The sequence below is a fragment of the Bradyrhizobium sp. 22 genome (assembly GCF_000482425.1).
In the GTDB taxonomy this organism is placed as follows: Bacteria; Pseudomonadota; Alphaproteobacteria; order Rhizobiales; family Xanthobacteraceae; genus Bradyrhizobium; species Bradyrhizobium japonicum_B.
The window spans coordinates 113,977-136,818 of the sequence record NZ_AXVG01000029.1 but is presented as its reverse complement, the minus strand read 5'-3'; the positions used below and the strand labels follow the sequence as shown (position 1 = coordinate 136,818).

The window sequence follows — 22,842 nt, the reverse complement described above, 5'->3', positions numbered from 1 at the left end:
GCGAAATGCCGTCAAGCCGTTGCGCCTCTTGATGCAGCTCAACACGCCTCACAGCCCTCCTTCCAAGGTAACGACGATGAAACACTCCATCATGACAAAGCTCGCGCTCGCAATCGTGCTGGGCGCGGCCAGCTACTGGTCGGCCCAACAGCCGCTATTACAAGAACTCTTGCATCCGGCGCCACCGGCATCCGCCGCCGAGCGCTCGGTGCTTTATTACCGCGATCCCAGCGGAGCGCCCTTATGGTCGGCCGCTTCCAAAAAAGACCAGCGAGGGATCGACTATCTTCCAGTCTATGACGATCAGGAGCCATCACTCGAGCCCCCGGGGAAAAAGGCTCAGGTTCAAAACGCGAACGGGCCGCGCAAGATTCTCTACTATCGCAATCCCATGGGCCTACCGGATACTTCGCCGATACCCAAGAAAGATCCCATGGGGATGGACTATGTGCCCGTCTATGAGGGCGATGAGCCGGACGACGGTTCGATCAAGCTCTCACCGGGCAAAATCCAGCGTACGGGAGTAAAATCCGAGCCGGTCGAGCATCGGATCATGCGCACGCCGGTACGGGCACCCGGGACTATCCAACTTGACGAGCGACGTGTCTCGGTCATTGCAATGCGGTCCGAGAGCTTCGTGCAGAAGATCGCTGACGTCACAACCGGCACGCGCGTGAAGGCCGGCCAGCCGCTGATGCAAATCTACAGTTCGGCAATCGCGTCTGCCGCTGCGGAGTACCTCACAACGATCACCTCGAAAACCACCGGAGGTGTGGAGGAGTACGGCCGGGGTTCGCGACAACGCTTGATGAATTTGGATGTTCCTGAGCGGGTCATCTCGTCGATGGACAAGACGCGCGTTGCGCCGGTGACGATCGAATGGACCGCGCCGCGAGACGGTATAGTCCTTGAACGAAACGCGGTTGAGGGAATGCGCGCGCAACCCGGCGACGTACTCTTTCGGATCGCCGACATTTCGTCGGTCTGGGCGCTGGTCGATGTGGCCGAGCGCGACCTCGGCAGCGTCGCGGTCGGCCAGCCCGTCAATGTCCGGGCTCGCAGCTTCCCTGGCCGGACGTTTACCGGAACCATCAGCGTGATCTATCCGCAGGTCAACCGGGATACCCGCACAGCCCGCATGCGAATTGAACTGTCCAACTCCGATTTTGCACTGCTTCCGGACATGTATGTCGATGCCGAAATCGACACCGCAAGTTCAGCTCCTACGCTCGCGGTCCCCGAGAGTGCGGTATTGGATACCGGCACCCGACAGGCCGTTCTTGTCGACAAGGGGGAGGGGCGCTACGAGCCGCGCGAGGTCAAGCTAGGCCGACGGGGCAGTGGATACGCCGAGATCAGAGACGGCCTTGCCGAAGGCGAAGCTGTCGTGACAACGGCGAACTTCCTAATTGATGCGGAGAGCAACCTCAAAGCCGCTCTGAAAAGCTTTGCACAGGCGGCGACAAGTTCGGATGCAAGCGACACCTCAGGGCATACGCAGCACACGGGAGACCACAAATGATTTCCCGTGTGATTGCCTGGTCGGCACGAAATCTGTTGTTGGTGTTGTTCGGCACCGGCTTTGCAGCCGCTGCGGGGCTGTATGCCCTGATCCACCTGCCTCTGGACGCAATTCCCGATCTGTCCGACACGCAGGTGATCGTCTACACCGAATATCCCGGTCAGGCGCCGCAGGTGGTGGAGGACCAGGTCACTTACCCCTTGACCACGGCGATGCTGACAGTGCCGAAGTCCAAGGTGGTGCGCGGGTTCTCCTTTTTCGGCGTCTCTTTCGTCTATGTGATCTTCGAGGATGGCACCGACATTTACTGGGCGCGTTCGCGCGTGCTCGAGTTTCTCAACAGTGCCGCCTCCCGCCTGCCCGTGGGAGTTGCGCCGACCATCGGGCCAGATGCGACCGGGGTGGGGTGGGTGTACCAGTACGCGGTCATCTCGAAGGAGATGAATCTCGCCGAGACGCGAACACTCCAGGACTGGAATCTGAAATTCGCGCTGGCGAAGGCCGAAGGAGTGGCCGAGGTCGCAAGCGTCGGCGGCTTTGTCAAGCAGTACAACGTCGTCCTCGATCCTCAGCGCATGCGCGATCGCGGCATCAGCATGCAAAAGATTCGAGAGGCCATCCGCGCCAGCAACACGGATGTGGGCGGCCGCACCGTCGAGTTGTCGGAATTTGAATATGTGATCCGGGGCAAGGGCTATCTGAAGAGCATCGACGACCTCGGCAACATCGTGCTTAAGACCAGCAACGGCACCCCGGTTCTGCTGCGTGACGTCGCGCGGGTCGAACTCGGACCTGACGAAAGGCGCGGAATTACCGAACTGAACGGTGAAAACGAGGTCGCGAGCGGGATCGTGCTGCAGCGCTTCGGCGTGAACGCGCTCAACGTCATCGAGAATGTCAAGAAGCGTTTTAGCGAGATCGCAACCAGCCTGCCGAAATCGGTGGAGATCGTGCCGGTCTATGACCGCTCCAACCTGATCTATGCCGCGATCGATACGCTCAAGCACACCCTGCTTGAGGAAAGCATTGTGGTTGCCGTCGTCTGCGTGCTGTTCCTGCTGCACGTCCGCAGCGCGCTGGTCGCGATACTGATGCTGCCGGTCGGTGTGCTGATGGCGTTCGGAGCCATGAAGCTGCTTGGGCTGGGCTCGAATATTATGAGCCTAGGGGGCATCGCAATCGCGATCGGCGCGATGGTGGATGCCGCCATCGTCATGATCGAGAACGCGCACAAGCACCTGGAGCGCGCCGAGCCAGACCAGTCGCGCATCAGCATCCTGATCGATGCAGCTTCCGAAGTTGGTCCGGCGTTGTTCTTCAGTCTTCTGATCATCACCGTCTCGTTCATGCCGATCTTCACCCTGGAGTCGCAGGAGGGGCGCCTGTTCAGTCCCCTTGCGTTCACCAAGACGTTCGCGATGGCAGCCGCAGCCCTGTTATCAGTGACCCTCGTGCCCGCTCTAATGGTGATTTTTGTGCGGGGCAAGATCGTTCCCGAGCACAAGAACTTCATCAACCGTTTCCTGATCTGGATTTATCGGCCCATCATCAAAGGTGTGCTGCGCGCCAAGATCTTGGTCATCCTGCTCGCGGTGGCCGTGCTCGCTGCGACGCTATGGCCGGCCCGCCAGCTCGGTACCGAGTTCATGCCTGCGCTCAACGAAGGCACACTCTTGTATATGCCGACGACCCTGCCCGGCATTTCCGTGACCAAGGCGGCCGAATTGATGCAGATGCAGGACCGGATCATTCGATCGTTTCCGGAGGTCGCCTCCGTCTATGGCAAGGCCGGCCGCGCGTCGACCGCCACCGATCCTGCTCCGACCGAGATGTTCGAGACCGTCGTCAATCTAAAGCCGAAGGAGGAGTGGCGTCCGGGCATGACGATCGACAGCCTGATTGCAGCAATGGACAAGGCGCTCCAATTCCCGGGCGTTTCCAACGCCTGGACCATGCCGATCAAGGCGCGGATCGACATGCTCTCGACCGGAATTCGCACGCCGATCGGTGTGAAGGTGATGGGCACCGACCTCGCCGAGATCGACAGGCTGGCCAAGCAGATCGAGCCGGTGCTGAAGGCGGTGCCCGGCACGTCTTCCGCCTACGCGGAGCGCAGCCTTGGTGGCTATTACCTGGAGATCAATCCGGACCGGGTGGCGCTGTCTCGCTATGGCCTGATGGTTCAGGATGTCCAGGACACGATCGCCAGTGCGCTGGGCGGCCAAGCCGTCACCACCACAGTGGAGGGGCGGCAACGCTTTACGGTGAACCTGCGCTACCCGCGGGATCTCCGGGACAATCCGAAGGCGATCGCAAACGATATTCTGGTGCCAATGCCGGCCGGTGGCGCGGTGCCGCTCGGAGAGGTCGCAACGGTCGACACAAAGCGCGGTCCGACATCGATCCGGACCGAGAATGGACAGCTCTCGACCTACATCTATGTCGACATCCGCGACCGCGACATCGGCGGATATGTCGCCGATGCCCAGCAGGCGGTAGCGGCAAGCGTCCAGTTTCCGCCTGGCTATTATGTGGTCTGGAGTGGCCAATACGAATATCTGCAGCGCGCCGCCGCGCGGCTGAAGATCGTCGTCCCGGTCACGCTCACCATCATTTTTCTCCTGCTCTATCTCAACTTCCGCTCACTCACTGAGACCGCCATCGTGATGCTGTCCCTGCCATTCGCGCTCGTCGGAGGGCTCTGGATGATGTGGTGGCTCAGCTTCAACCTGTCGGTTGCGGTCGTCGTCGGCTTCATTGCACTGGCCGGGGTCGCAGCTGAAACCGGCGTCGTGATGCTGATCTACCTCAATCACGCACTCACCGAGATGAAGATCAAGCGGGAATTCGAAGGTCGCGCATTAACTCGCAACGATCTTTACGCTGCGATCATGGAAGGCGCCGTCGAGCGGGTGCGACCGAAAATGATGACCGTCGTCGCCATCATGGCAGGCTTGCTCCCGATCATGTGGAGCACGGGGACGGGGTCCGAGATCATGCAACGGATTGCGGTGCCGATGATCGGAGGCATGATCTCATCGACCTTGTTGACGCTGATCGTCATCCCGGCCATTTTTGGCCTAGTCCGGGGTGTTGGATTACCTGATGAAGATCGCGACCAGAAGCCGGGACGTCCGTCGGTCAGCAAGCCAACTGCCCGTATTCGCCTTGTTCCCGAGCCAGCCGAATGAGGCCATCCGTAATGGACACTACAAGTTTGCCGCCTGAACTTGAGGGGCTCTCGAAAGACATGGCAGCGACATCATCATCCCCCGAGCCTGCTCGCTCGTGTCTCTCAACCTATCAGCTGCGGTGGTGAATCCGTGCACGATGGCGTTCATGAAGCCGGCGCAAGCCAGTCCGCGCTGAGAGGATGGACGCGGGTGAGGGCGGCTTTCGTCACCAGCCAGCGGGACCTGCGGCTGGACTTATTCCGGGGCTTCGCAAACTGGGCGATCTTCCTCGGGCACATCCCGGATGCCGTCCTTTCCTGGTTTACGACGCGCAACTACGGCTTCAGCGATGGTGCGGATCTGTTTGTGTTCATTTCGGGCTACACCGCCACGCTCGTTTTCGGGCGGATGATGCTGGAGCGTGGATTCCTGATTGGTGCCACGCGCCTGATGCGCCGGGTCTGGCAGCTCTATGTAGCGCATTTGCTCATCTTCCTGGTCTATACCGTTGCGGTGCACTATCTGGCGCACAATTTTGACGTGCCGCACCTGATGGACCAGTTCAATGTCCGCAATTTGATGGACCATCCGGTGGAGACGCTGGGTGAGGGCCTGATCCTGAAGTTCAAGCCCCTCAATCTCGACGTGCTGCCGCTCTACATCGTTTTGATGGCGTCGTTTCCACCCATTCTGTGGCTGATGCTGCGCTTCCGGAACGGCGTGCTGATCGGCTCAGTGTTGCTTTACCTCGCGGCGCGCCACTTCCAGTGGAACTTGCCGTCCTATCCCGCCGGTGTTTGGTACTTCAACCCGTTTACCTGGCAGCTCGTCTTTTTTCTGGGCGGCTGGCTTGCTGTGGGCGGGGCGCAGACCGTGCAGTTTCTGGTGAGGTCGCGCGCTGCGCTCGCGGTCAGCATGAGCTTTTTGATCTTCGGTCTTCTGATGACGCTGGCTCAGCCGATCCCTCTGCTGCGAGAGCTCTTCCCGGACGCACTGTTCGAACTGTTCACGCCGAATGACAAGACGAATCTGGCGCCCTATCGCGTTCTGCATCTGTTGAGCCTTGCGCTCGTCGTCGTCCATTTCCTGCCTTCGCACGCGCGAGTGTTAACATCGCCGGTGCTGCGGCCCTTGATCAAGTGTGGTCAGCAATCGCTTGAGGTCTTTTGCGTTGGTGTATTCCTCTCCTTTTTGGCGCATGTCGTCCTTGAGTTGACCTCTGATGGCATGATTGCTCAGCTCATCGTGGGGGTCGCTGGGCTTTGGATACTAACCACTATCGCGTACTATAGGTCCTGGTCGAAGCGCGTCGACAAGTCCGCGCATCACGAAGCGCGCGCCACGAAGGGATAGAATGGCATGAAGACGCTCAGAGGCACAGAGCTTGGAGCGAAGAAGGCGGCGCTTGCTCTCGCTGATGGCGTTGAAGAATTCTACACGAGGCGACGTTCTCGAACACCGAGGGAACGATCGTGAGGTTCGCGCCTCTCTATGTCGGGCTGATCGCGGCCGGAGTTTTTGCGGCAGGGCTTATCAGCATCCCACTATATCGAAGTGGTTCGATGGTGACGGCCAATTTTGCGGGCGCTGTTCAGCCGCTGCCACTCTCTGCCAAGCATGAGTTTATCGGCGGAAGATGCGAAGCATGCCATACCCCGTTGCGCGGCATCGAGGCGGCCTCCTGCATCTCATGTCATGCGACCGCAGCGGGCGATTTAGGCAAGCAGTCGACCGCCTTCCACGCTTCTGCACAGCAATGTCGCGACTGCCACCCCGAACATAAGGGTACGGGCCGACTGATCACGATGGATCATTCCGCGCTGTTAAAAATAGCCGCTCGCTCGCCGGCTGGCCAGCCGCAACATCTCTCCATCTCCCGAGAGATGGTCGACGACCTCAAGGGCGTTTTGGGAATTCCTGCTTCGCAGTCAGAGCAGAGAACCGGCCTCGATTGTATGAACTGCCACAGCAATCGGGATCCGCACCGCGAATTATTCGGAAAGGACTGCGCGGCGTGCCACGAAACTACCGCGTGGCAGGTCGCGGGCTACGTTCATCCGTCTGTGACATCGAAGGACTGCGCCCAATGCCATCAGGCTCCGCCCAGCCACTACATGGAGCACTTCGTAATGATGGACCGCATGATCACCGGTCAAGAGCATGCTGAAGTCAACCAGTGTCATCTTTGTCACCGAACCGACTCGTTTAATGACATCAAAGATATCGGATGGCTGAAGCATCACTAGTCCGCAAAGATGGCTATGACGGATAGCATCTTTGCGGTCTTTCTTGCAGAGCGAATGATGCAGAAGCGCAATGTGTCGCAGCGCAAGATGCTGGGCCAAGCCTGATTGACTGGCATCCCGAGTGTTGCATGGTTAATGCGAGCGAGATTGCGAAGGCATATCGGCGTTTTTCCTGAACGGTTTGCTTACAGAAGCCGGAGCATCGGCATGCTCCTTGCCGGCGAGACAGAGCAGGCCGGCGAAAGTCCTAACCTCGCCTGGCCCGGCTCTCAAAGGGAGCATTCACGATGAGATTCACGCCAAAAAGCGAAAGAGGACGCCGAAAAGCGGCGAATCCATATCTTGAGCAGTCCCCTCGGCACCGTCTTGTAGCTGGAACGGCTATTCTCGCGCTGGATAGGAAGAGGCTCGCCCATGATGCAGCGGGGATCGAGGCGCTGCCCGTGCGCTGTTCCTGGAAGCGCACACGCGACCGCCGGCGCAGGATCATCCTCGATTTCGACGCCACCGACGGCCCGCCGTACGGGCATCAGGAGGGACGCTTCTTCCATGGCTGTTCCGATTGCTGCGTTATCGACCGCTCTGCGTGTTCTGCAGTCGGCATCTGTTGGCAGCCAAGCTGCGCTCCTCGGACATCGACCCAGTGCGGGCAGCATCGCTTTGCGCGCGAGGGATGGCGCGGTGCGAGCAGAACCGTGTGGAGTACCTGTTCGGGCTTGCCGCAACAGTACGCGAGAAGGATTGCGCGACGCGTCGCGCCCTCGAAGGTCGAGAGGCCCATCTGGAGACGGCGAGCCAGTGGAACCGCGCCTTTTCCGGCTCGAAAGTGCTGATGGCTGCGGACTCCTGCCAGATTTCCATCCCCAACTATGACAAGCTGAGGCAGAACCTCGGCTGGATGATCCGACACCACTCGGGGCGAGATCCTGGACCGCCAGCTTTTCGCCAAGGGAACCGGGAGCCGCCGCCTCACGGATGGCAAGCCGGTCCGCGATCAATACGGCCGCGACCGGATCAGGGAGCTGCATCTGCAATCCCACGGGAGTCTTCACAACGGCGAAGTCGCAGCCATCCCGCCATCATCCCGGCGTTTGTTCCAGCCGGTTTCGACCGTTGCCCATGAAGCTTGCGCCCCACACGCATCATCCCAGGTCATCACGATGATCCTGCGGAAAGGAGCATTGTATCTGCGACGGAGCGGCGCGGCAGATTGTCGTGCTCATGATCAGCAGGCCGATACCGGTGTGGGCCGGCGGCATTATGTCGCTGCCATTAAATGCGGGTTCTGTCGTGTAGAGTGCGCCCCGACATTTCTTCGCATTCTCTAAGTGGGAAGGGCCTAGCCGACGGCAATGGGCGATAACAATGGTCAATCGTGGGTTGATCCGGATCAACTATGTCCGGAACGTCGCCGGTAAGGTGCGCCACCTTCTAGGGCATCTCAATATGCTGTTTGAGAACCGAACTGATGCCTGGCGGCTGCCCGCGACCGCACTCCCGAAATACGGTGGGCGGCGTGCCGACTCGCACACTGAAGAAGCCTGGCGCATCAGTTCTGTAAGGAGGCCCCCGTTTTTTCTTCGCGCGCCGCTGACGCTTCTCCTGATATCCCTCGGCGTTGTCGCCGCGGTGTGGTGGTGGCTGGGCACACCCGTCAGCTTGGTGCGCGCACCGATCGATCCGAACAACAAGCTACAATGCATATCGTACGCGCCCTTCCGCAGCCGTCAGACGTCATTGTCGCCAGCGACGCAAGTGTCGCGCGAACAGATCGCGGAAGATCTCGTCCAGCTTGCGAAAATATCCGACTGCATCCGCACCTATGCGACCGATCTCGGTCTCGATCAAATTCCCGAACTTGCGGCCAAGGCCGGCCTCAAGGTCATTCAGGGCATTTTTCTTGATAAGGACCGGCAGAAGAATGCGACGCAGATCGCAACGGCGATACGCCTCTCCAAACAGTTTCCGGGAACCATCATCGCGCTCGTGGTCGGCAACGAGACCTTGTTGCGTCATGACATCACCGCGTCCGATCTCGCCGCTACGATCCGCTCGGTCAAGGCGCAGGTTGCCGTTCCCGTCACCTATGCCGACGTCTGGGAGTTCTGGCTGAGCAACCGCGAACTTTACGACGCGGTCGATTTCGTCACGGTTCATATCCTGCCGTACTGGGAAAATGTGCCGATCCGGGCCGAATTTGCTGCCGCGCACGTCGATACCATCCGCCGGCGGATCGCGTCGGCTTTTCCGGGCAAGGAAATCCTGATCGGAGAAATTGGCTGGCCAAGCGAGGGGCGGATGCGCGAGTCAGCGCTGCCCTCGCGCGTCAATCAGGCTCGTGTGGTCTCCGAGGTCCTCGATCTCGCTCGGCGCGAGAATTTCCGAGTCAACCCGTTCGAGGCCTACGATGAATCGTGGAAGCGAGACATCGAGGGCACGGTCGGCGGCTCCTGGGGCCTGTTCGATTCCGTGCAGCGCACGCTGAAATATCCGCCCGGCATTCCGATCAGCAATTTTCCGCTCTGGAAGCTGCAAATGTACAGCGGAATGGCGCTGGCAGTCCTCGTATTCGGCGCGGCCTGGCTGACCTTGCGCCGCAAGCCGGGGGAGCCCCGGCTCATCTCATGGCTTGCGGTCGGACTATCGGCAAGCACAGCCGGAATCCTGTTTGGGGTGGCCGCCCAGAAGATGTTCGATGAAAGTTACGGAGCGGGAGGCTGGCTTCTGTGGGGCTCGCTTCTGGCCGCGGCAACTGCTTCGCCGGTTTTTGGCGCCAACGCCCTTATGTCGGGTCGCCCGTCGCCGAGTTTTCTGGACGTGCTGGGTCCGAGGGGCTACCGGACTGAATCGCTGCTGGCGATCATGCACGGATTGGTCTTGATCGTAATCGTCGTGATCGGCACGGCGACCGCACTCGGCCTCGTGTTTGATCCACGATTCATTGACTTTCCTTTCGCGGCGCTGACCATGGCGGCGGTGCCTTTTGCGGCTATGACGGCGCTCAATCCCCCGAGGAAAGGAAACCGCCCTTTGGCGGAATCGATTTTTGCCGGCGTTTTTCTTGGAGCGGCGATCTACATAGGGTTCAACGAGGGGCCGGCCAATTGGCAATCGTTGTGGACTTGCGCTGCGTATGTACTGCTGGCTGTTACACTGTGGCGCGCGCGTGCCTGAGAATGGCGAGAGTCCTGTAGCTTCATGGCACATCATCCAACGGCAGCACTACTTGCGTTCGGTGCTTTGGTGTGGCGAGCACCCACTCGCGGTGTGTTGCGCAAGTATGCTGCTATCGTTCTCAGGTCAGGCCATTCTTGCGAATGGCCTGGAACAATCTCTTAACGCAAGCGCTGGTGACACTGGGCGGTATCGTGACTATGACAGGGTCGCGCCCAGGCTCGCGCACCTAAATCGGTCCCGCGGGAGCCCTGCTCCCCGTTTGATGCCGTGCCATTCACTCCCGTAAACGCGCCAAACTCTAGGCCCAGCCGCCACGGGGTAGCGGGACTGCGACGGATAAAGGCGCTGAGCGCCTGCAGCTGCTTTGTTTCAGCCTTACTTCGCACCCGTGTGATGCGGGACATCCGAATTTGGCCCCCCACTGTAATGATGGCTTCCGCCAGCACCTTTCTTCTTACCGGAAGACATGCCCATGTCCTTCTTTCCCATGTGATGGGGGACCTCGGTCTTCGGGCCACCGGAATAATGGTGGCCATTCTTCTCGGTATCGGGAGTCGTTTGCGTGCTCTGGGCAAGAGCAGACCCCGCGGCGAGGGCGGCGACGGCAGCGATGGCGAGCATCTTTGTCAAGTTCATGATTTCCTTCTCCTGGCAACGACAATTGCGACCTTAGGTCTAAAGATAAAAGCAAAATCGAACCTCTGCCAGTTGATTCATGTCAAAAGCGCATTCTGTTAGCACCCTCTGTGCTGCCTGAAATTTCAGCAAAATGCGCCGCATGCTTGCGGGGAGCCGGTTGCGAGACCTCCTACCAAGGTGTGTTATGAGAAGAAGCATGGGGTTGATTTGGCGCAAATCTCGGCAGGCAAAACCGGTCGATTGTTGAGTGTCGAACAGCTTTCGAGGCGACCCATGCCAACTGCTCCCGCCGCAAACCCAACAGTCGATCAGGTCGTTCCGACGACGACGGTGCAAGCCGCTCGCCTGCAAGCAATTTCGGAGCCTCAACAACCGGCATATTTGCAAAGACCGGATTTTGGCGCCCCGCAGGGCGCAGGCGAGCCTAGCGTATCCACCGCATTCGCGTATGGACGCGATTTGTGGGAGCGAACCATCCTGTTCTGGGACGCGCTCCGGCAACGTGCTGACAACATGATTGCTCATGAGCGAGCCGGCAAACCGCCGTTGCTCAATTTCGACTACGAAATCTTGTTGGACGCGCGTCAGTTTGAACGGCCCGTCAACTACGCGTTGGCAGCGATAAGAAAATATGGAGACAAATGCGTCGACGACTGTCTCGATCCAGCAAAGCCGCCGGTTGTGATCGTCGACCCACGCGCCGGGCATGGTCCAGGCATCGGGGGCTTCAAACGCGACTCGGAAGTCGGGATCGCCATGCACGAGGGGCATCCCGTCTACTTCGTGTTGTTCTATCCCGATCCGGCCCCGGGCCAGACCATTGCCGACGTACTGCATGCGCTTCGCCGGTTCGTCGTGGAGGTATCGAGGAGGCACGATGGAACGCCTCCGATCCTCTATGGCAACTGTCAGGCCGGATGGGCAATCGCCATCCTGGCGGCGGATTGCGAGGGGCTCGCCGGACCAGCCGTCTTGAACGGCTCGCCCTTGTCTTATTGGAGTGGTGAACCGGGCATCAACCCGGCTCGCGTGTCCGGCGGATTGTTGGGCGGGGCATGGCTCACGCACCTGACCGCCGATCTCGGCAACGGCCGGTTCGATGGAGCATGGCTCGTGCAGAATTTCGAGAACCTGAAGCCCGAGGCGGTTTGGGACAAGTATGCCAATCTCCTTGCTCACGTCGATGAGGAGCGCGACCGCTTTCTTGAATTCGAGCGGTGGTGGAACGGCTTCTATTTTCTCAGCCGAGAAGAGATGCTCGCCATTGTCCAAAATCTCTTCATCGGCAATAAGTTCGAACAAGGCCTGTTGCGGGTGTGCGAATGCTGCTTTGCCGATCTGCGCCGCGTCCGTAATCCGATGGTCATTTTTGCCTCGCAGGGCGACAACATCACCCCACCCCACCAGGCGCTTGGGTGGATCCCGACGGTCTACGGCAGCACCGAAGACTTGAAGCGCGCCGGCCAGCGGATCGTGTATCTCATCAATCCTCACGTCGGGCATCTCGGGATTTTTGTCTCTGCCAGCGTTGCGCGTCTCGAACACCGCGCGATTCTCGAGCACCTTGATCGAATCTCCGCGCTTGCGCCCGGTCTCTATGAGATGAGGATCGACAATCCGACCGGCAATCCCGATTGCAAACGCGAAGCCTATACCATCCACTTCGAGGAGCGGCGCGTTGAGGAGTTGCACTTTCCGGAGAACCGAGCTGCGTTTCGGCGCGTGGCCGAGGTTTCGTCGCGGCTGGATGAACTCTACTCAGCAACCCTCGGAAATTGGGTGAGAGCCACCTCGACGCCCTTGTCTGCCCTGCTGCTCGAATGGTTCCACCCGATGCGAACCAGCCGGTTGATGTTCGCTACCGCTTTCAATCCATTGTCGTCGATCTTGATGCCGCTCGCGTCGTCCATTCGACAGGACCGGCATGTTGCCCCTGATACGAACCCCTACAAGGCTGCAGAGCTCAAGGCTTTCGACACGATAGGCGGCGCCATTACCGAAGCGCGACGGCAGCGCGATACGACTTATGAGCGATGGTTCGAGTTGCTCTACGGCCGGTTACCGGGGCCAAATGATGTGCTATCGAGGTGATTCCGTAGTCTGAAGATCGAACGCGATGGTGTCAACGCCCATAGGGTTCGCCTTTGTCTCCGAATCCGAAGCTCAGCGAGTCTTTAAGTGTAGCGTCCGAAAGCTGCCGCCATGGTTAGCCAGCCTACGCGATTGCGCTTCTCCTTGGAGCCTTCGCGGTCGGACTGGGAGCCTCGCGTATATTTCGAATGAGCCATCAACGGCGAGGACAGAGTTGCAAACCCAGCAACTGAACACCCGAAGAGGGGTGACGGCCTATTTCAGTCTCGTGCCTGCGGAACATCAAGGAACTGATCATGAGCGCCGCTGAACAAGGGCTGCGTGGCCACGTGCCTAGGCACCCCGCACGAATACCAGATCCTTGCGGCGCTGTTCAATGCAGCGAAATGCTGTGCGAATTGCGGACGCCGTCGTGAGCGTCGAGTTCTCACGGCCGGGATCGCAGATGGTGGCAGGCAGAAGTTAACGCCGATGCAGGAAGGGGCGGCAGCGTGTGGAGGAGTCTTCGATCTGCCCGTGTTCGACCTCTACAGAGTGAAATGTTGTGGAGCGCCCTGGCGCGGGCCCTACAACCATCGACCCTAGGTACTAGATCATCTGGGCGAACCAGGCACGCCGAACTTGTCAGTTCGCGGATCCACCAACGAGGACCCATCCTTGTTGAAACATAGCGCCTTCGGGCAGCTGCAGCTGATGCAGCCATTACGAGTAATCAGCAGGAATCCCGTTGCTTGAAACCAACGCTTCCGATCTCGCGCGTTGCCCGAGCAGGAGTTGAGTACTGTCTTAGCTGGGTCTAGTCTACCGGGAGACGTCCAACAAGAGAGTGAATTGCCAGCCGATGAAGGCTAGAACTTTAAGGAGCCGCATCCATCCGTTCGGTGGCCTCGCGACTCACCCGGGTACAATCATGAATCGCATTGGCATTTCCTTGTGTCTGATCGGGATCATATTGGCATTGTTCCCCCTGATGCTGGGAGAGCATTTGCCTGCAGATTATCACAGAGTCTGGATGTATTCTGGGTTTGCGATTTTTGGGATCGGATTTGGAGCAGGTCTTGCCTCTCTGTTGGCTGAGCCAATCCGAAAACGATCGCGTTTCTTCTTTGGTCCGTATCCACTGCTGATGATGTACGTCTGGGTGAGCAGAACAGGGTTGGTAAAGGATCGCGTAAAGACGCTTAATTTCGTCGAAAGGCTACGCGCGGCCGGCGTCAAGCAAGAGCTCGATTTCTATGGGCAGCTCATCACCAAGGACGGCACCAATCCTGAATTAACGAAAATACCACCTGCGCACCTCGAAAAGTGCGCGATCAGCATCGCGACCTCGCGTGCGCTCACGCAGGGCGGAAACGAGCAGGTCTGTACCTACAATCCCAGGCGCAAGTCGGGCACGGTTTCCGGCCAGCCGGGACATTATTGCAATCTGCATGTCAGCAGGAAGGTTCTCAAGGTGATCAAGGAGCTTTGGTATGAACCGGATGTGTCGACCGGTGACGAGCGAGCGAACACCTGATCATTGCAGTTCACGGACCCGAATCGGCACAGAGCTTACAGAATTGTATTGAAGCAGAGACCGTATGAGGCGAGGAGGGGCGCTTCAGAGTCGCGGTTTCGGCCGGGCCAGCCATGCAATCGTCGCGAAGCTTGATCAATAGCAATGGACCTACAGAGCTTGGCCGAGAGGTATGCATACAGCGCCGCGACGGGAGGTAGCTGCTGTGCAGCGGACAGACCCCGCGCATCATCCACAATATATACCTATCAAAAGTCGCAAAGGGAAAGCCGCCCGGAGCGGCGCTCGATGAACGTGGAGGACGAATTAGTGCGCTCGAACGAACGTGCGTCCGGTCCAGCGAAAGCTTTGCGTTTCGCTGCCGAGCGTAGCTCTGATCAATAGGGTTCCCGAATAGCTTTCCATTCGGACATCCTGCGCGAATAGGCCGAAGATCTTTCCGAAGGTGCCGTTGCGTCGCCTGTAGATCTCGTGCAAACAGCCGCCTTCAGTGCAAATCGATTGCCTGTTTTGGCAACTTGATCTTGGAAGTGAAGGGCCCGGAAACCTTCCTTGCCGATCTCAATCGATGTCGAAAAGTAGTGTTGCGCGGAGATTTCGGACCCGCAGGTTCTCTGCAGCACCAACACGCGACGTTGTAGCTCAGCGGGAAGTTGCGCCAGATGATTGGTCGACCAGTGCCGGTCGCTCACAACGCTCGCAGCTATTACCGGCAACACGCCGAAGAGCAAACCGATCGCGGCCGCACCCAAATTAAACACCATTTTCATAGAGATTGCTCCGGACGTAACCCCAATGGTCAGCGCTACGTTTACGCCGGGGTGTCTTTCAGGAAGCGTGCGCGCGAGGTCGGCCCTGCAGCAGGTAATGCCAGCGCTCTCTAAGAAGGCGATCCGGATACAATCGTCAGCTTTGCTCCGCTCGCGGGAGCTCCACCGGACCGCCTCCCTCACGAGAGGCATTCCATTTCCGCCAATGGGTCGGCTGAATATCAACGTGCCTCCTGTTTGCGGCGTCCACAAAGCCCACTCCGCTTCTGTGGCATGGATAGGGAAGCGCGACGATCAGGCCATCATAATCCATGACTCCGATTTCCAGATCCCCATCCGGCGCGACTATAGAGACCGGTAGCCATTCTTGGACTTGAATTCGAGGTTCCATCATGACTCCGCTCCTTCAAGGCGATGATAGAACAAGCCTATTATATGTTGGTTCTACGTTGTTGATTTGCATCAATATTCATGTGTGCAGTCCGTCCGCAGCGATGGGGCGGGCGCATGATTCGCGGGAGAGATCCCTGCGATATATTGCAACAGGTACCCCGAACGGGTATATATGCGACACACCTCGGCTACCGTGAGCCGGGCGGAGCGCATGGTCCAGTACGCGGCAATTCGATGTTGTCGGCTTTTCCGCACGCGCGAACGATGGTAGAGACGGTTGTATGTTGTCGTGGTTGACGAACGCGGGTCGGCGAAGAGCGGGATATGTCCTTGCTCTCGTGTATGCGTTTTGCGCATTCGCCCCTAGCCTTGCTGTTGCGTCATCGCACTGCTCGCCCCGCGACAGTCATGAGCAAGGCGTCGTGGTGCACAATCACGAGCATGGTGACGCTTATCATCATGTAGCCGCCTCAGGAGCGAGCGTCGTCACCGACGACGCATCGGCCGATAACAATGGGCGCGTCGACCAAGATCAGCCGGCCAAGGCTCCTCGCGGCGCGACCTGCTGCAGCTTGATTTCAGTGCCCGGGCTGCCAGCCGGAAGTGCTGAGATCTTGACGCCGACCCCACAGCGCTCTTCCTACCTGCCGGAGGCGTACCTCCGCTTGAGGGATAACGCGCCGCCTCGGCACTACCGTCCTCCGATTTCCTGACCAAACGGACTAAGCTGACGCATGGCCCAGCGCACCAGCGCGGGCCAGGTGATTCATGTCAATTGGTCAGGATTCCTATCCATGTTCGATTTTCTCGGAGCGGTCCGCGTCCGAATACGTGCGGTCGCATGCCAGCGCTTGGCGCAGCTGCGGAATCCAGCGCTGGCGCTGATACCCGCCGCCGTCCTAGCTGGCTGTGTTCAGATTGCACCGCCGCTGGCGGGACCGGATCCCGCGGACCCCGGGGTGCGAGTCCGCGGCGCTTCCTATCGCTCGACTGTCGCTCCCTACACCAGCTTGCGGCCGGCATCGCCAGTCGGTTGGAAGGAGCACAATCAGGGCGTGACCCCTCCGGCCGCCAAGTCCGAGTAGGAGTGGAAACGATGAGAACTTCATACTCGATGCACCCTCGCGTCATCGCCGGCTCGTCATTGCTGGTGCTGACGCTGATGCTGGCCGGTTGTGCAAACTTCTCTCCGGACCACGGCATGACGCTCGTCGCAGACGGTGTCGGCGCCACGATCCAAAAAGACGTGGTTGCGGTGCGCACGGCCGAGGACGCCGACACGACGGAAGCAGTGGTAAAGAGGCTGCTCGGCCGGACTCTCGACGTCGAAACGGCGATCCAGATCGCCCTCCTCAACAACAAAGGTCTGCAGGCTGCATTTAATGAACTGGCCCTGGCCGAAGCAGACTCCGTCGAGCAGAGCCTTCCGCCCAATCCGGTCTTTTCGATCTCAAGAGTGAGTGGGGACGCGGCCTTCGAGACCAGCCGTCAGGTAGTTGGGGATATTCTGGCTCTCGCGACGCTTCCTTTTCGCGCCGAGATTGCACGGGAACGGTTTCGTGCAGCCCAATTCCGGGCCATCCTTGAAACGCTTCGAACTGCAGCCGAGACGCGGCGAGCCTACTACCGGGCGGTTGGGGCAAATGAACTTACCGTGGTGCTGAACGATACGAAAACCTCTGCGGAAGCGATCGCCGAATTGGCCGAGAAACTCGGCAAGACCGGGTCGATGAACAAGCTCGACCAGGCGCGCGAGCAGGTGTTCTACGCAGAGATCACTGCGGATGTTGCCTCCGCGCGGCAAGAGGCCGCGAGCTCACGAGAGCGGCTTGCGCGGGCGATGGGGCTCTGGGACCAGAAGCTGAACTTCAAGCTTCCCAGTCGCCTGCCTGACCTGCCGCGACGGCCAAAGAGTCTGCCGTTCATAGAGGTCGATGCGGTTGCACATCGCGTCGATCTGCAGATCGCTCGGATCGAGCTCGGCGCGTTAGCCAGGGCGCAAAATCTGACCGAGGCAACCCGATTTGTGACGCTCCTGGATTTGGCGGGAATTGATAGTCGCACCAAGGAGCCAGAGGGCAGCCCGTTTCGACAGCGCGGCTTTGAGCTGCAATTTCAGGTCCCTATCTTTGATGGAGGGGAAGTTCGGGTCAGGCAAGCAACTGAGATCTATAACCAGGCATTCAATCGCTTGACGGAGCGGGCGGTCAATGTGCGCTCGGAGGCGAGGGAAACTTATCGCAATTATCGCTCGCTCTACGATATCGCCGGCCACTATCAACGCGAGGTTCTGCCGCTGCGCAAGGTGATCGCCGACGAAACGGAGCTGCGTTACGGCGCGATGCAGGTCGACGTCTTTGCGGTGCTGGCTGAAGCGCGACAGCGTGTTGCCTCTCTCCGCGCCGCCACGGAAGCAAAACGCGACTTCTGGCTAGCAACGGCCGATCTCCAGACAGCCGTCAACGGCGGCGGGTCCGGCGACTCCGGCAGGGAAGGACGAATCACAACAGTGTCTGCCGTAGCATCGACTCCCAATTAATCGAAGTATTGGCAGTCAACCAATGGAGTGAGCGATGATCTCGAGAAGAGGTTTCTTAGGTACTGCTGCGCTCGTCAGTGCGACCGCGATCAGCGGCCGCGTTCAGGCTGCTGCAATCCCGGAAGCGCCAATCATGGACAAGGTCACGATGCAGCCGCCGCTTCATCCGAGCAGTGGCCCGGATTACAGACCTGTCGTGACTCTGAACGGTTGGTCGCTGCCGTGGCGCATGAACGGAGATTGGAAGGAGTACCATCTGGTTGCTGAACCCGTGGTGCGCGAATTTGCGGAAGGCATGAAGGCGTTCCTTTGGGGCTACAACGGGCAGTCGCCGGGACCAACGATCGAAGCGGTCGAGGGTGACAAGGTCCGCATCTTCGTCACCAACAAGCTTCCCGAAGCGACGACCGTGCACTGGCACGGCATGATTCTGCCGAGCGGAATGGATGGTGTCGGTGGTTTGACGCAGCCGCACATCAAACCGGGCAAGACCTTCGTCTACGAATTCGAGACGAAGAAGAGTGGCACGTTCATGTACCATCCGCATTCCGATGAGATGGTGCAGATGGCCATGGGCATGATGGGAATGTTCATCGTCCATCCGCGGGATCCCGCGTTCCGCCCTGTCGACCGCGACTTCGTGTTCATCATGAGCGCCTACGATATGGATCCCGGAACCTATCTTCCTAAGGTCACCGAGATGACCAATTTCAATATGTGGGCCTGGAATAGCCGAGTGTTTCCGGGGATCGACCCGCTGCCGGTTAGACTTGGCGATCGGGTCAGGGTGCGAATCGGCAATCTCACCATGACCAATCACCCGATTCACCTGCACGGGCATAGCTTCTCCGTAAGCTGTACGGATGGCGGTTGGGTGCCGGAGAGTGCGCAATGGCCGGAGACCACGATCGACGTGCCCGTCGGTGCGGTGCGCGCCTTCGACCTCATCGCCGACAACCCTGGTGACTGGGCCTTCCACTGCCACAAATCGCATCACACTATGAATGCGATGGGTCACGATCTCAGGACGTTGATCGGGGTCCCCAAGCAAGCAATTGCCAAAGCGGTCAAGAAGCTCGCGCCCGATTCCATGGCCATGGGATCGACGGGCATGGCGATGGGGGAGATGGAAATGCCACTGCCGGACAACACCTTGCCAATGATGACCGGCTCCGGACAGTTCGGTCCGATCGAGATGGGGGGCATGTTTACGGTCATGAAGATCCGGGAAGAACTTGCGCAAGACGACTACCGCGATCCCGGTCCTTATCAATTCCCGAAAGGCACCGTTGCCTATGAAGTTGAGACGCCGGCGGCGCAGCCAGTTCGGGAAGAGCAGGGAGCTCCGAAATCACCGACTAAGAATGGCGGGAATAAAGCGATGAAAGGGATGAAAATGTAACGCAGAGCTATGACTGGGACAAACGAAGACATCTGAAGGAGAATGCGATGAACAAACTGATCCAAACGGCAGGCGCCGTGCTCGTGGCGGCCATGTTGGTGACAGCCGCTGCGGCGGAAGACATCAAGGGCGAAGTCAAGAAAATCGACGAGAGCGCGGGCAAGATCACCCTGAAGCATGGACCTGCCAAGAGCATTGGCATGGATGAGGAGATGACGATGGTCTACCGCGTCAAGGACCCTGCGATGCTTAAGCAGGTGAAGGTGGGTGACAAGGTTACGTTCGAGGCGGAGAAATCAGACAACGGTTTCGCGGTAACCAAAATCCAGAAGGGCAAGTGATCCTGATCCTGGACGTCGCTGCGCAGACGGCGCCGTCCAGTCCAGATCTCACAAGGAAGAGGAAAGAATGTCGAAGGCATTTCAATATGGCGCCGCGGCTGGAGTTGCGGTCCTCCTGTTTACCTCGCTGGCGCAAGCTCACCCGCAGCTTCAGTCTGCGGAGCCGGCTGCTGGCACGACCGCGCCTGCGCCGAAGCAGATCCGAATCATATTTAACGAAGCTGTCATTCCGCAATTCTCAGGCATCGAGCTCAGGGATCCAAGCGGTAAGCTTATTCCAGTCGGGAAGTCAGATACGGATCGCGCAAACAAGAAGATTCTGATCGTCCCAATGAAGCAGGACCTCGCGCCCGGAGACTACAAGGTGGATTGGCACGCGGTCTCCGACGATACCCATCGCGTCAAGGGAAGCTACTCATTCAGCGTGGGACGCTGATGATAGATATTGGACTCGTAGCATCGCGACTGCTGCAGTACATAGCGGCAACAACCCTGTTTGGCATGGCGCTATTTCCCCTCTACGCATACCGAGGCCGAGAGCCAGACCGAATCTTCCGTTGGAGAGGGCGGCTGCTGTTTTTGGCGGCACTTCTGGCGATAGTGAGCGGAATCGCATGGTTCTTTTTTTCTGTCGCAAGCATGACCGGCGATGTTTCCGGTCTGCTCGATCCGGACACTCTCTTGCTCGCGGAGCACACGAGTTTTGGCACTCTCTGGACCTGGCGCATGCTGCTTGCCTTGCTCATAGTGGTCCTGATGAGCAGTGGGGTGACGTATGTCGCGGGAAGTGTGATGATATCCCTTCTCGCGGCCGTACTTCTCTTCTCGTTAGCAGGTACTGGCCATACCCAAGTCGAGGAAGGATGGGCCGGCATTGTTCATGTCTTGGCTGACGGGGTGCACCTTCTTGCCGCCGGAGCCTGGCTTGGAGGATTGTTGCCACTCGCCTACCTGGTCTCTCATTACTGCAAGACACCTGATGACGTGTCCCCGCTCGACGACGTCCTCGTCCGCTTTTCCGGTATGGGCTATTTGGCGGTCGCGACTCTCGTCGGAACGGGTCTGATCAACAGTTGGCTGCTGGTCGGTTCGGTTTACGCCCTATTGACGTCCGGGTACGGGCAGCTTCTGGCGGTGAAGCTTGTGCTTTTTATAGGTATGCTCGGCCTTGCCGTAGCCAACAGGTTCTGGCTTATTCCTGCGCTGGAGAAATCATCTGCCGTTGCATGCCGCTCGGGTACCATCGACTACCTTCGCCAGCTGCGGAACCACATCGTGAGCGAGCAGCTGTTGGGACTCTTGGTCCTGTTCGTTGTAAGTATACTGGGGACCATGCAGCCGGCGATCGTCCCGTGAGCGAGAAGCATTCTCCTCAATCGAACCTGGCCCCGGTGCTGGCTGCACTGGCCCTGCAGCCGCCCGCGGCGACATCTTACGTTTGGGAACGTTGAGCTGAGAAGGTCTTTTTCGACCGGTGCCACTGGTGGGGCTCGCGGTCGAGCCACCTGAAGGACGCTCACGAATGTCGGATCTATTGCTCAGCGGCGAAGTTCGGAATGGGCTAGGCCACACCCTTCATTGGATTGCAACAGGGATCGAAATACTTGGTGTCGCCGTCATCCTGTTGGGGGTGCTTGTCTCTACCACATGGATGGCGCGTGATCTTGCGAGCGGAGAGTGGACGAGAGCCTATCGTTCCTACAGAGCCAATTTGGGGCGAGGGATTCTGCTCGGTCTCGAGTTCTTCATCGCGGCCGATATCATCGGAATGGTCGCGATCGTACCGACGTTTGAACGTCTTGGCATACTCGCCGTGATTATTATGATCCGGACGCTTTTGAGCTTCTCGCTTCAGATCGAAGTCGATGGACGACTGCCTTGGCGTAGAAAGGAAGAAAGCAAAATCCAGAGTGAAGGCCTGTGATCATCGAGTGCGCCCCAGCACTTGGCATTCATCCGACCTATTCACCTATTCCGCTGATGCTGCTGCTGGACGAAGCGGCGACAGCGATGGAGGCGGGTTCCGACCAGACATCAGCCATACTTAACCGCCCTTGGTCTGCAGGTTATCTGCATCTGGATTTGTCAGTGAAGCGTCTGTCGCACTCTTTGAGAAGCGCCGGCGAATCCCAGATGACAGACCCGTCTTCGGCGAGAATGAACGGATCAACAAACAATGGATCTCGGGTCAAACGCCATGCCTGTTGAATGGCGGCTTCGTTGGTTGGATAGGATTCGCAGCGCAACACTGAGACTTGATAGGGCTCCTGCGAAGCCTGCAAGAGGGGGCCATCCGTATAAACAAGCAAGACCGGACCAACGCTTGGATGTCGGTTCGCGAGCTGGCTGAGTTCTTCGCAGGCGAGCTCGACTGCCTTGGGTACTGGTCTGATTTCACGCTCCCAGTTTTGTACTGCGCCGCGGTTTACTCCGAGTTTCTCTGCCGCCTCAAACTGGTTATATCCAAATCTTTTTCGCCACTTTTTCAGATCCCACGAGTCCACCGGCGTCATCCAGTTCGGGCGTAATCTACAGACCAAGAGGCGCGTGCACTGACGCCGACCTAAAATCTTCGCATTGCTTCGTCAACTCGTTGCCGCTCCAGATGGCACTTCCAAGGTCATCTAATATCATCGCGTTGAAGAAGGTCGAATTTTCGCTGAGTTCATTGATCCTTCGGAAGGCCTCAATGTTATTGACGCACCCCTTGCAAGTGAGTGCAGCCGGTTCGCTTGCAAGATTTGACCCATTCGGGAGCGGAATGATCGAGTAGACCAAAGTCACCGGTCCGAACTCGGGGCGACGCTTTTTTCGGCGTAAGAGTTGCCTGCAGGCTAAGGGCACGGTGAGTGGAATGGGAGTAATTACATACTCCCAATTTTGGATCGTCGCCCTGGTCACGCCGAGTTCGTCTCCGGCCTGCTGCTGTGTGAAGCCCATGGCCCTGCGCCACTCCTTCAACTCAACCCCGTTCATCCGCAAGTCTCCCGAACCGGAAAGTTGGCCCATCACGGCTCATGATATCGTCGGAAT

17 protein-coding genes are annotated in these 22,842 nt (G+C 58.7%); 13 read left to right on the top strand and 4 right to left on the bottom strand.

Annotated elements, in window-relative coordinates; all coding sequences use genetic code 11:
* The first annotated feature begins 76 nt into the window (after window positions 1-76).
* The 5 genes from K410_RS36280 to K410_RS0100645 all read left to right on the top strand — a co-directional run bounded on the left by K410_RS36280 (window position 77) and on the right by K410_RS0100645 (window position 10,115).
* On the top strand, window positions 77-1,522 hold the full coding sequence (locus K410_RS36280; protein WP_080672102.1) for an efflux RND transporter periplasmic adaptor subunit: 1,446 nt from the start codon (window positions 77-79) through the stop codon (window positions 1,520-1,522).
* Entirely contained in the window at window positions 1,519-4,713 is a 3,195-nt protein-coding gene (locus K410_RS0100665; protein ID WP_028133056.1) for an efflux RND transporter permease subunit, read from the top strand. Before K410_RS36280 ends, K410_RS0100665 begins: the two co-directional genes overlap by 4 nt.
* A gap of 132 nt (window positions 4,714-4,845) precedes the next feature.
* Window positions 4,846-6,048 carry an OpgC domain-containing protein gene (locus K410_RS36275; protein ID WP_080672080.1) on the top strand — a complete coding sequence of 401 codons (1,203 nt, stop codon included), beginning with the start codon at window positions 4,846-4,848 and terminating at the stop codon, window positions 6,046-6,048.
* Between the two features lie 119 nt (window positions 6,049-6,167).
* A complete protein-coding gene (locus tag K410_RS0100655) occupies window positions 6,168-6,941 on the top strand; it encodes a cytochrome c3 family protein (RefSeq protein WP_063831397.1) in 774 nt (257 codons plus the stop codon).
* Between the two features lie 1,365 nt (window positions 6,942-8,306).
* Window positions 8,307-10,115: a glycoside hydrolase family 17 protein gene (locus tag K410_RS0100645; protein ID WP_245269299.1), complete on the top strand. Its 1,809-nt coding sequence runs from the start codon at window positions 8,307-8,309 to the stop codon at window positions 10,113-10,115.
* 378 nt (window positions 10,116-10,493) lie between these two features.
* Here the strand turns inward: K410_RS0100645 and K410_RS0100640 are convergent, their stop codons facing one another.
* Window positions 10,494-10,754 (bottom strand): hypothetical protein, encoded by a 261-nt coding sequence (locus K410_RS0100640; protein ID WP_028133053.1) that lies wholly within the window; start codon window positions 10,752-10,754, stop codon window positions 10,494-10,496.
* 276 nt (window positions 10,755-11,030) lie between these two features.
* Here K410_RS0100640 and K410_RS36270 point away from each other — a divergent pair, with 276 nt between their 5' ends.
* Together K410_RS36270 and K410_RS39185 are read left to right on the top strand one after the other, a co-directional pair.
* Window positions 11,031-12,848, top strand: coding sequence for a DUF3141 domain-containing protein (locus K410_RS36270; RefSeq protein WP_080672078.1), 1,818 nt, complete (start codon window positions 11,031-11,033; stop codon window positions 12,846-12,848).
* A 910-nt stretch (window positions 12,849-13,758) separates the two neighbouring features.
* The gene (locus K410_RS39185) at window positions 13,759-14,364 is read left to right on the top strand and encodes a hypothetical protein (protein WP_155253172.1); all 606 of its coding nucleotides are present in this window, start codon (window positions 13,759-13,761) and stop codon (window positions 14,362-14,364) included.
* A 377-nt stretch (window positions 14,365-14,741) separates the two neighbouring features.
* Here K410_RS39185 and K410_RS39180 read toward each other — a convergent pair whose 3' ends face one another.
* Complete coding sequence (locus K410_RS39180) at window positions 14,742-15,134, bottom strand: hypothetical protein (RefSeq protein WP_155253171.1); 393 nt, start codon at window positions 15,132-15,134, stop codon at window positions 14,742-14,744.
* Between the two features lie 1,489 nt (window positions 15,135-16,623).
* Here K410_RS39180 and K410_RS0100620 point away from each other — a divergent pair.
* From K410_RS0100620 to K410_RS0100595, 6 genes are all read left to right on the top strand, one after another.
* Window positions 16,624-18,066 (top strand): TolC family protein, encoded by a 1,443-nt coding sequence (locus tag K410_RS0100620; protein WP_245269298.1) that lies wholly within the window; start codon window positions 16,624-16,626, stop codon window positions 18,064-18,066.
* A gap of 34 nt (window positions 18,067-18,100) precedes the next feature.
* Window positions 18,101-19,468, top strand: a complete 1,368-nt coding sequence (locus K410_RS0100615) for a multicopper oxidase family protein (RefSeq protein WP_028133049.1) — start codon at window positions 18,101-18,103, stop codon at window positions 19,466-19,468.
* Between the two features lie 47 nt (window positions 19,469-19,515).
* Window positions 19,516-19,809: a copper-binding protein gene (locus tag K410_RS0100610; protein ID WP_028133048.1), complete on the top strand. Its 294-nt coding sequence runs from the start codon at window positions 19,516-19,518 to the stop codon at window positions 19,807-19,809.
* Window positions 19,810-19,876: 67 nt separating this feature from the next.
* Entirely contained in the window at window positions 19,877-20,245 is a 369-nt protein-coding gene (copC, locus tag K410_RS0100605; protein ID WP_028133047.1) for a copper homeostasis periplasmic binding protein CopC, read from the top strand.
* Complete coding sequence (copD, locus tag K410_RS0100600) at window positions 20,245-21,165, top strand: copper homeostasis membrane protein CopD (protein ID WP_028133046.1); 921 nt, start codon at window positions 20,245-20,247, stop codon at window positions 21,163-21,165. Before copC ends, copD begins: the two co-directional genes overlap by 1 nt.
* Window positions 21,166-21,331: 166 nt before the next feature.
* Window positions 21,332-21,733, top strand: a complete 402-nt coding sequence (locus K410_RS0100595) for a DUF1622 domain-containing protein (protein ID WP_028133045.1) — start codon at window positions 21,332-21,334, stop codon at window positions 21,731-21,733.
* Window positions 21,734-21,875: 142 nt separating this feature from the next.
* Here the strand turns inward: K410_RS0100595 and K410_RS38190 are convergent, their stop codons facing one another.
* Window positions 21,876-22,313, bottom strand: a complete 438-nt coding sequence (locus K410_RS38190) for a helix-turn-helix domain-containing protein (RefSeq protein WP_080672099.1) — start codon at window positions 22,311-22,313, stop codon at window positions 21,876-21,878.
* A 25-nt stretch (window positions 22,314-22,338) separates the two neighbouring features.
* Window positions 22,339-22,785, bottom strand: coding sequence for a helix-turn-helix transcriptional regulator (locus K410_RS36265; protein WP_049819844.1), 447 nt, complete (start codon window positions 22,783-22,785; stop codon window positions 22,339-22,341).
* Window positions 22,786-22,842 lie beyond the last annotated feature (57 nt).

What these genes read in the sequence shown, in the direction of transcription:
- K410_RS36280 (WP_080672102.1), top strand. Translation starts at nt 77, where the DNA reads ATGAAACACTCCATCATGACAAAGCTCGCGCTCGCAATCGTGCTGGGC.
- K410_RS0100665 (WP_028133056.1), top strand. Translation starts at nt 1,519, where the DNA reads ATGATTTCCCGTGTGATTGCCTGGTCGGCACGAAATCTGTTGTTGGTG.
- K410_RS0100645 (WP_245269299.1), top strand. Translation starts at nt 8,307, where the DNA reads ATGGTCAATCGTGGGTTGATCCGGATCAACTATGTCCGGAACGTCGCC.
- K410_RS0100640 (WP_028133053.1), bottom strand. Translation starts at nt 10,754, where the DNA reads ATGAACTTGACAAAGATGCTCGCCATCGCTGCCGTCGCCGCCCTCGCC.
- K410_RS36270 (WP_080672078.1), top strand. Translation starts at nt 11,031, where the DNA reads ATGCCAACTGCTCCCGCCGCAAACCCAACAGTCGATCAGGTCGTTCCG.
- K410_RS39185 (WP_155253172.1), top strand. Translation starts at nt 13,759, where the DNA reads ATGAATCGCATTGGCATTTCCTTGTGTCTGATCGGGATCATATTGGCA.
- K410_RS39180 (WP_155253171.1), bottom strand. Translation starts at nt 15,134, where the DNA reads ATGAAAATGGTGTTTAATTTGGGTGCGGCCGCGATCGGTTTGCTCTTC.
- K410_RS0100620 (WP_245269298.1), top strand. Translation starts at nt 16,624, where the DNA reads ATGAGAACTTCATACTCGATGCACCCTCGCGTCATCGCCGGCTCGTCA.
- K410_RS0100615 (WP_028133049.1), top strand. Translation starts at nt 18,101, where the DNA reads ATGATCTCGAGAAGAGGTTTCTTAGGTACTGCTGCGCTCGTCAGTGCG.
- K410_RS0100610 (WP_028133048.1), top strand. Translation starts at nt 19,516, where the DNA reads ATGAACAAACTGATCCAAACGGCAGGCGCCGTGCTCGTGGCGGCCATG.
- copC (WP_028133047.1), top strand. Translation starts at nt 19,877, where the DNA reads ATGTCGAAGGCATTTCAATATGGCGCCGCGGCTGGAGTTGCGGTCCTC.
- copD (WP_028133046.1), top strand. Translation starts at nt 20,245, where the DNA reads ATGATAGATATTGGACTCGTAGCATCGCGACTGCTGCAGTACATAGCG.
- K410_RS0100595 (WP_028133045.1), top strand. Translation starts at nt 21,332, where the DNA reads ATGTCGGATCTATTGCTCAGCGGCGAAGTTCGGAATGGGCTAGGCCAC.
- K410_RS36265 (WP_049819844.1), bottom strand. Translation starts at nt 22,785, where the DNA reads ATGAACGGGGTTGAGTTGAAGGAGTGGCGCAGGGCCATGGGCTTCACA.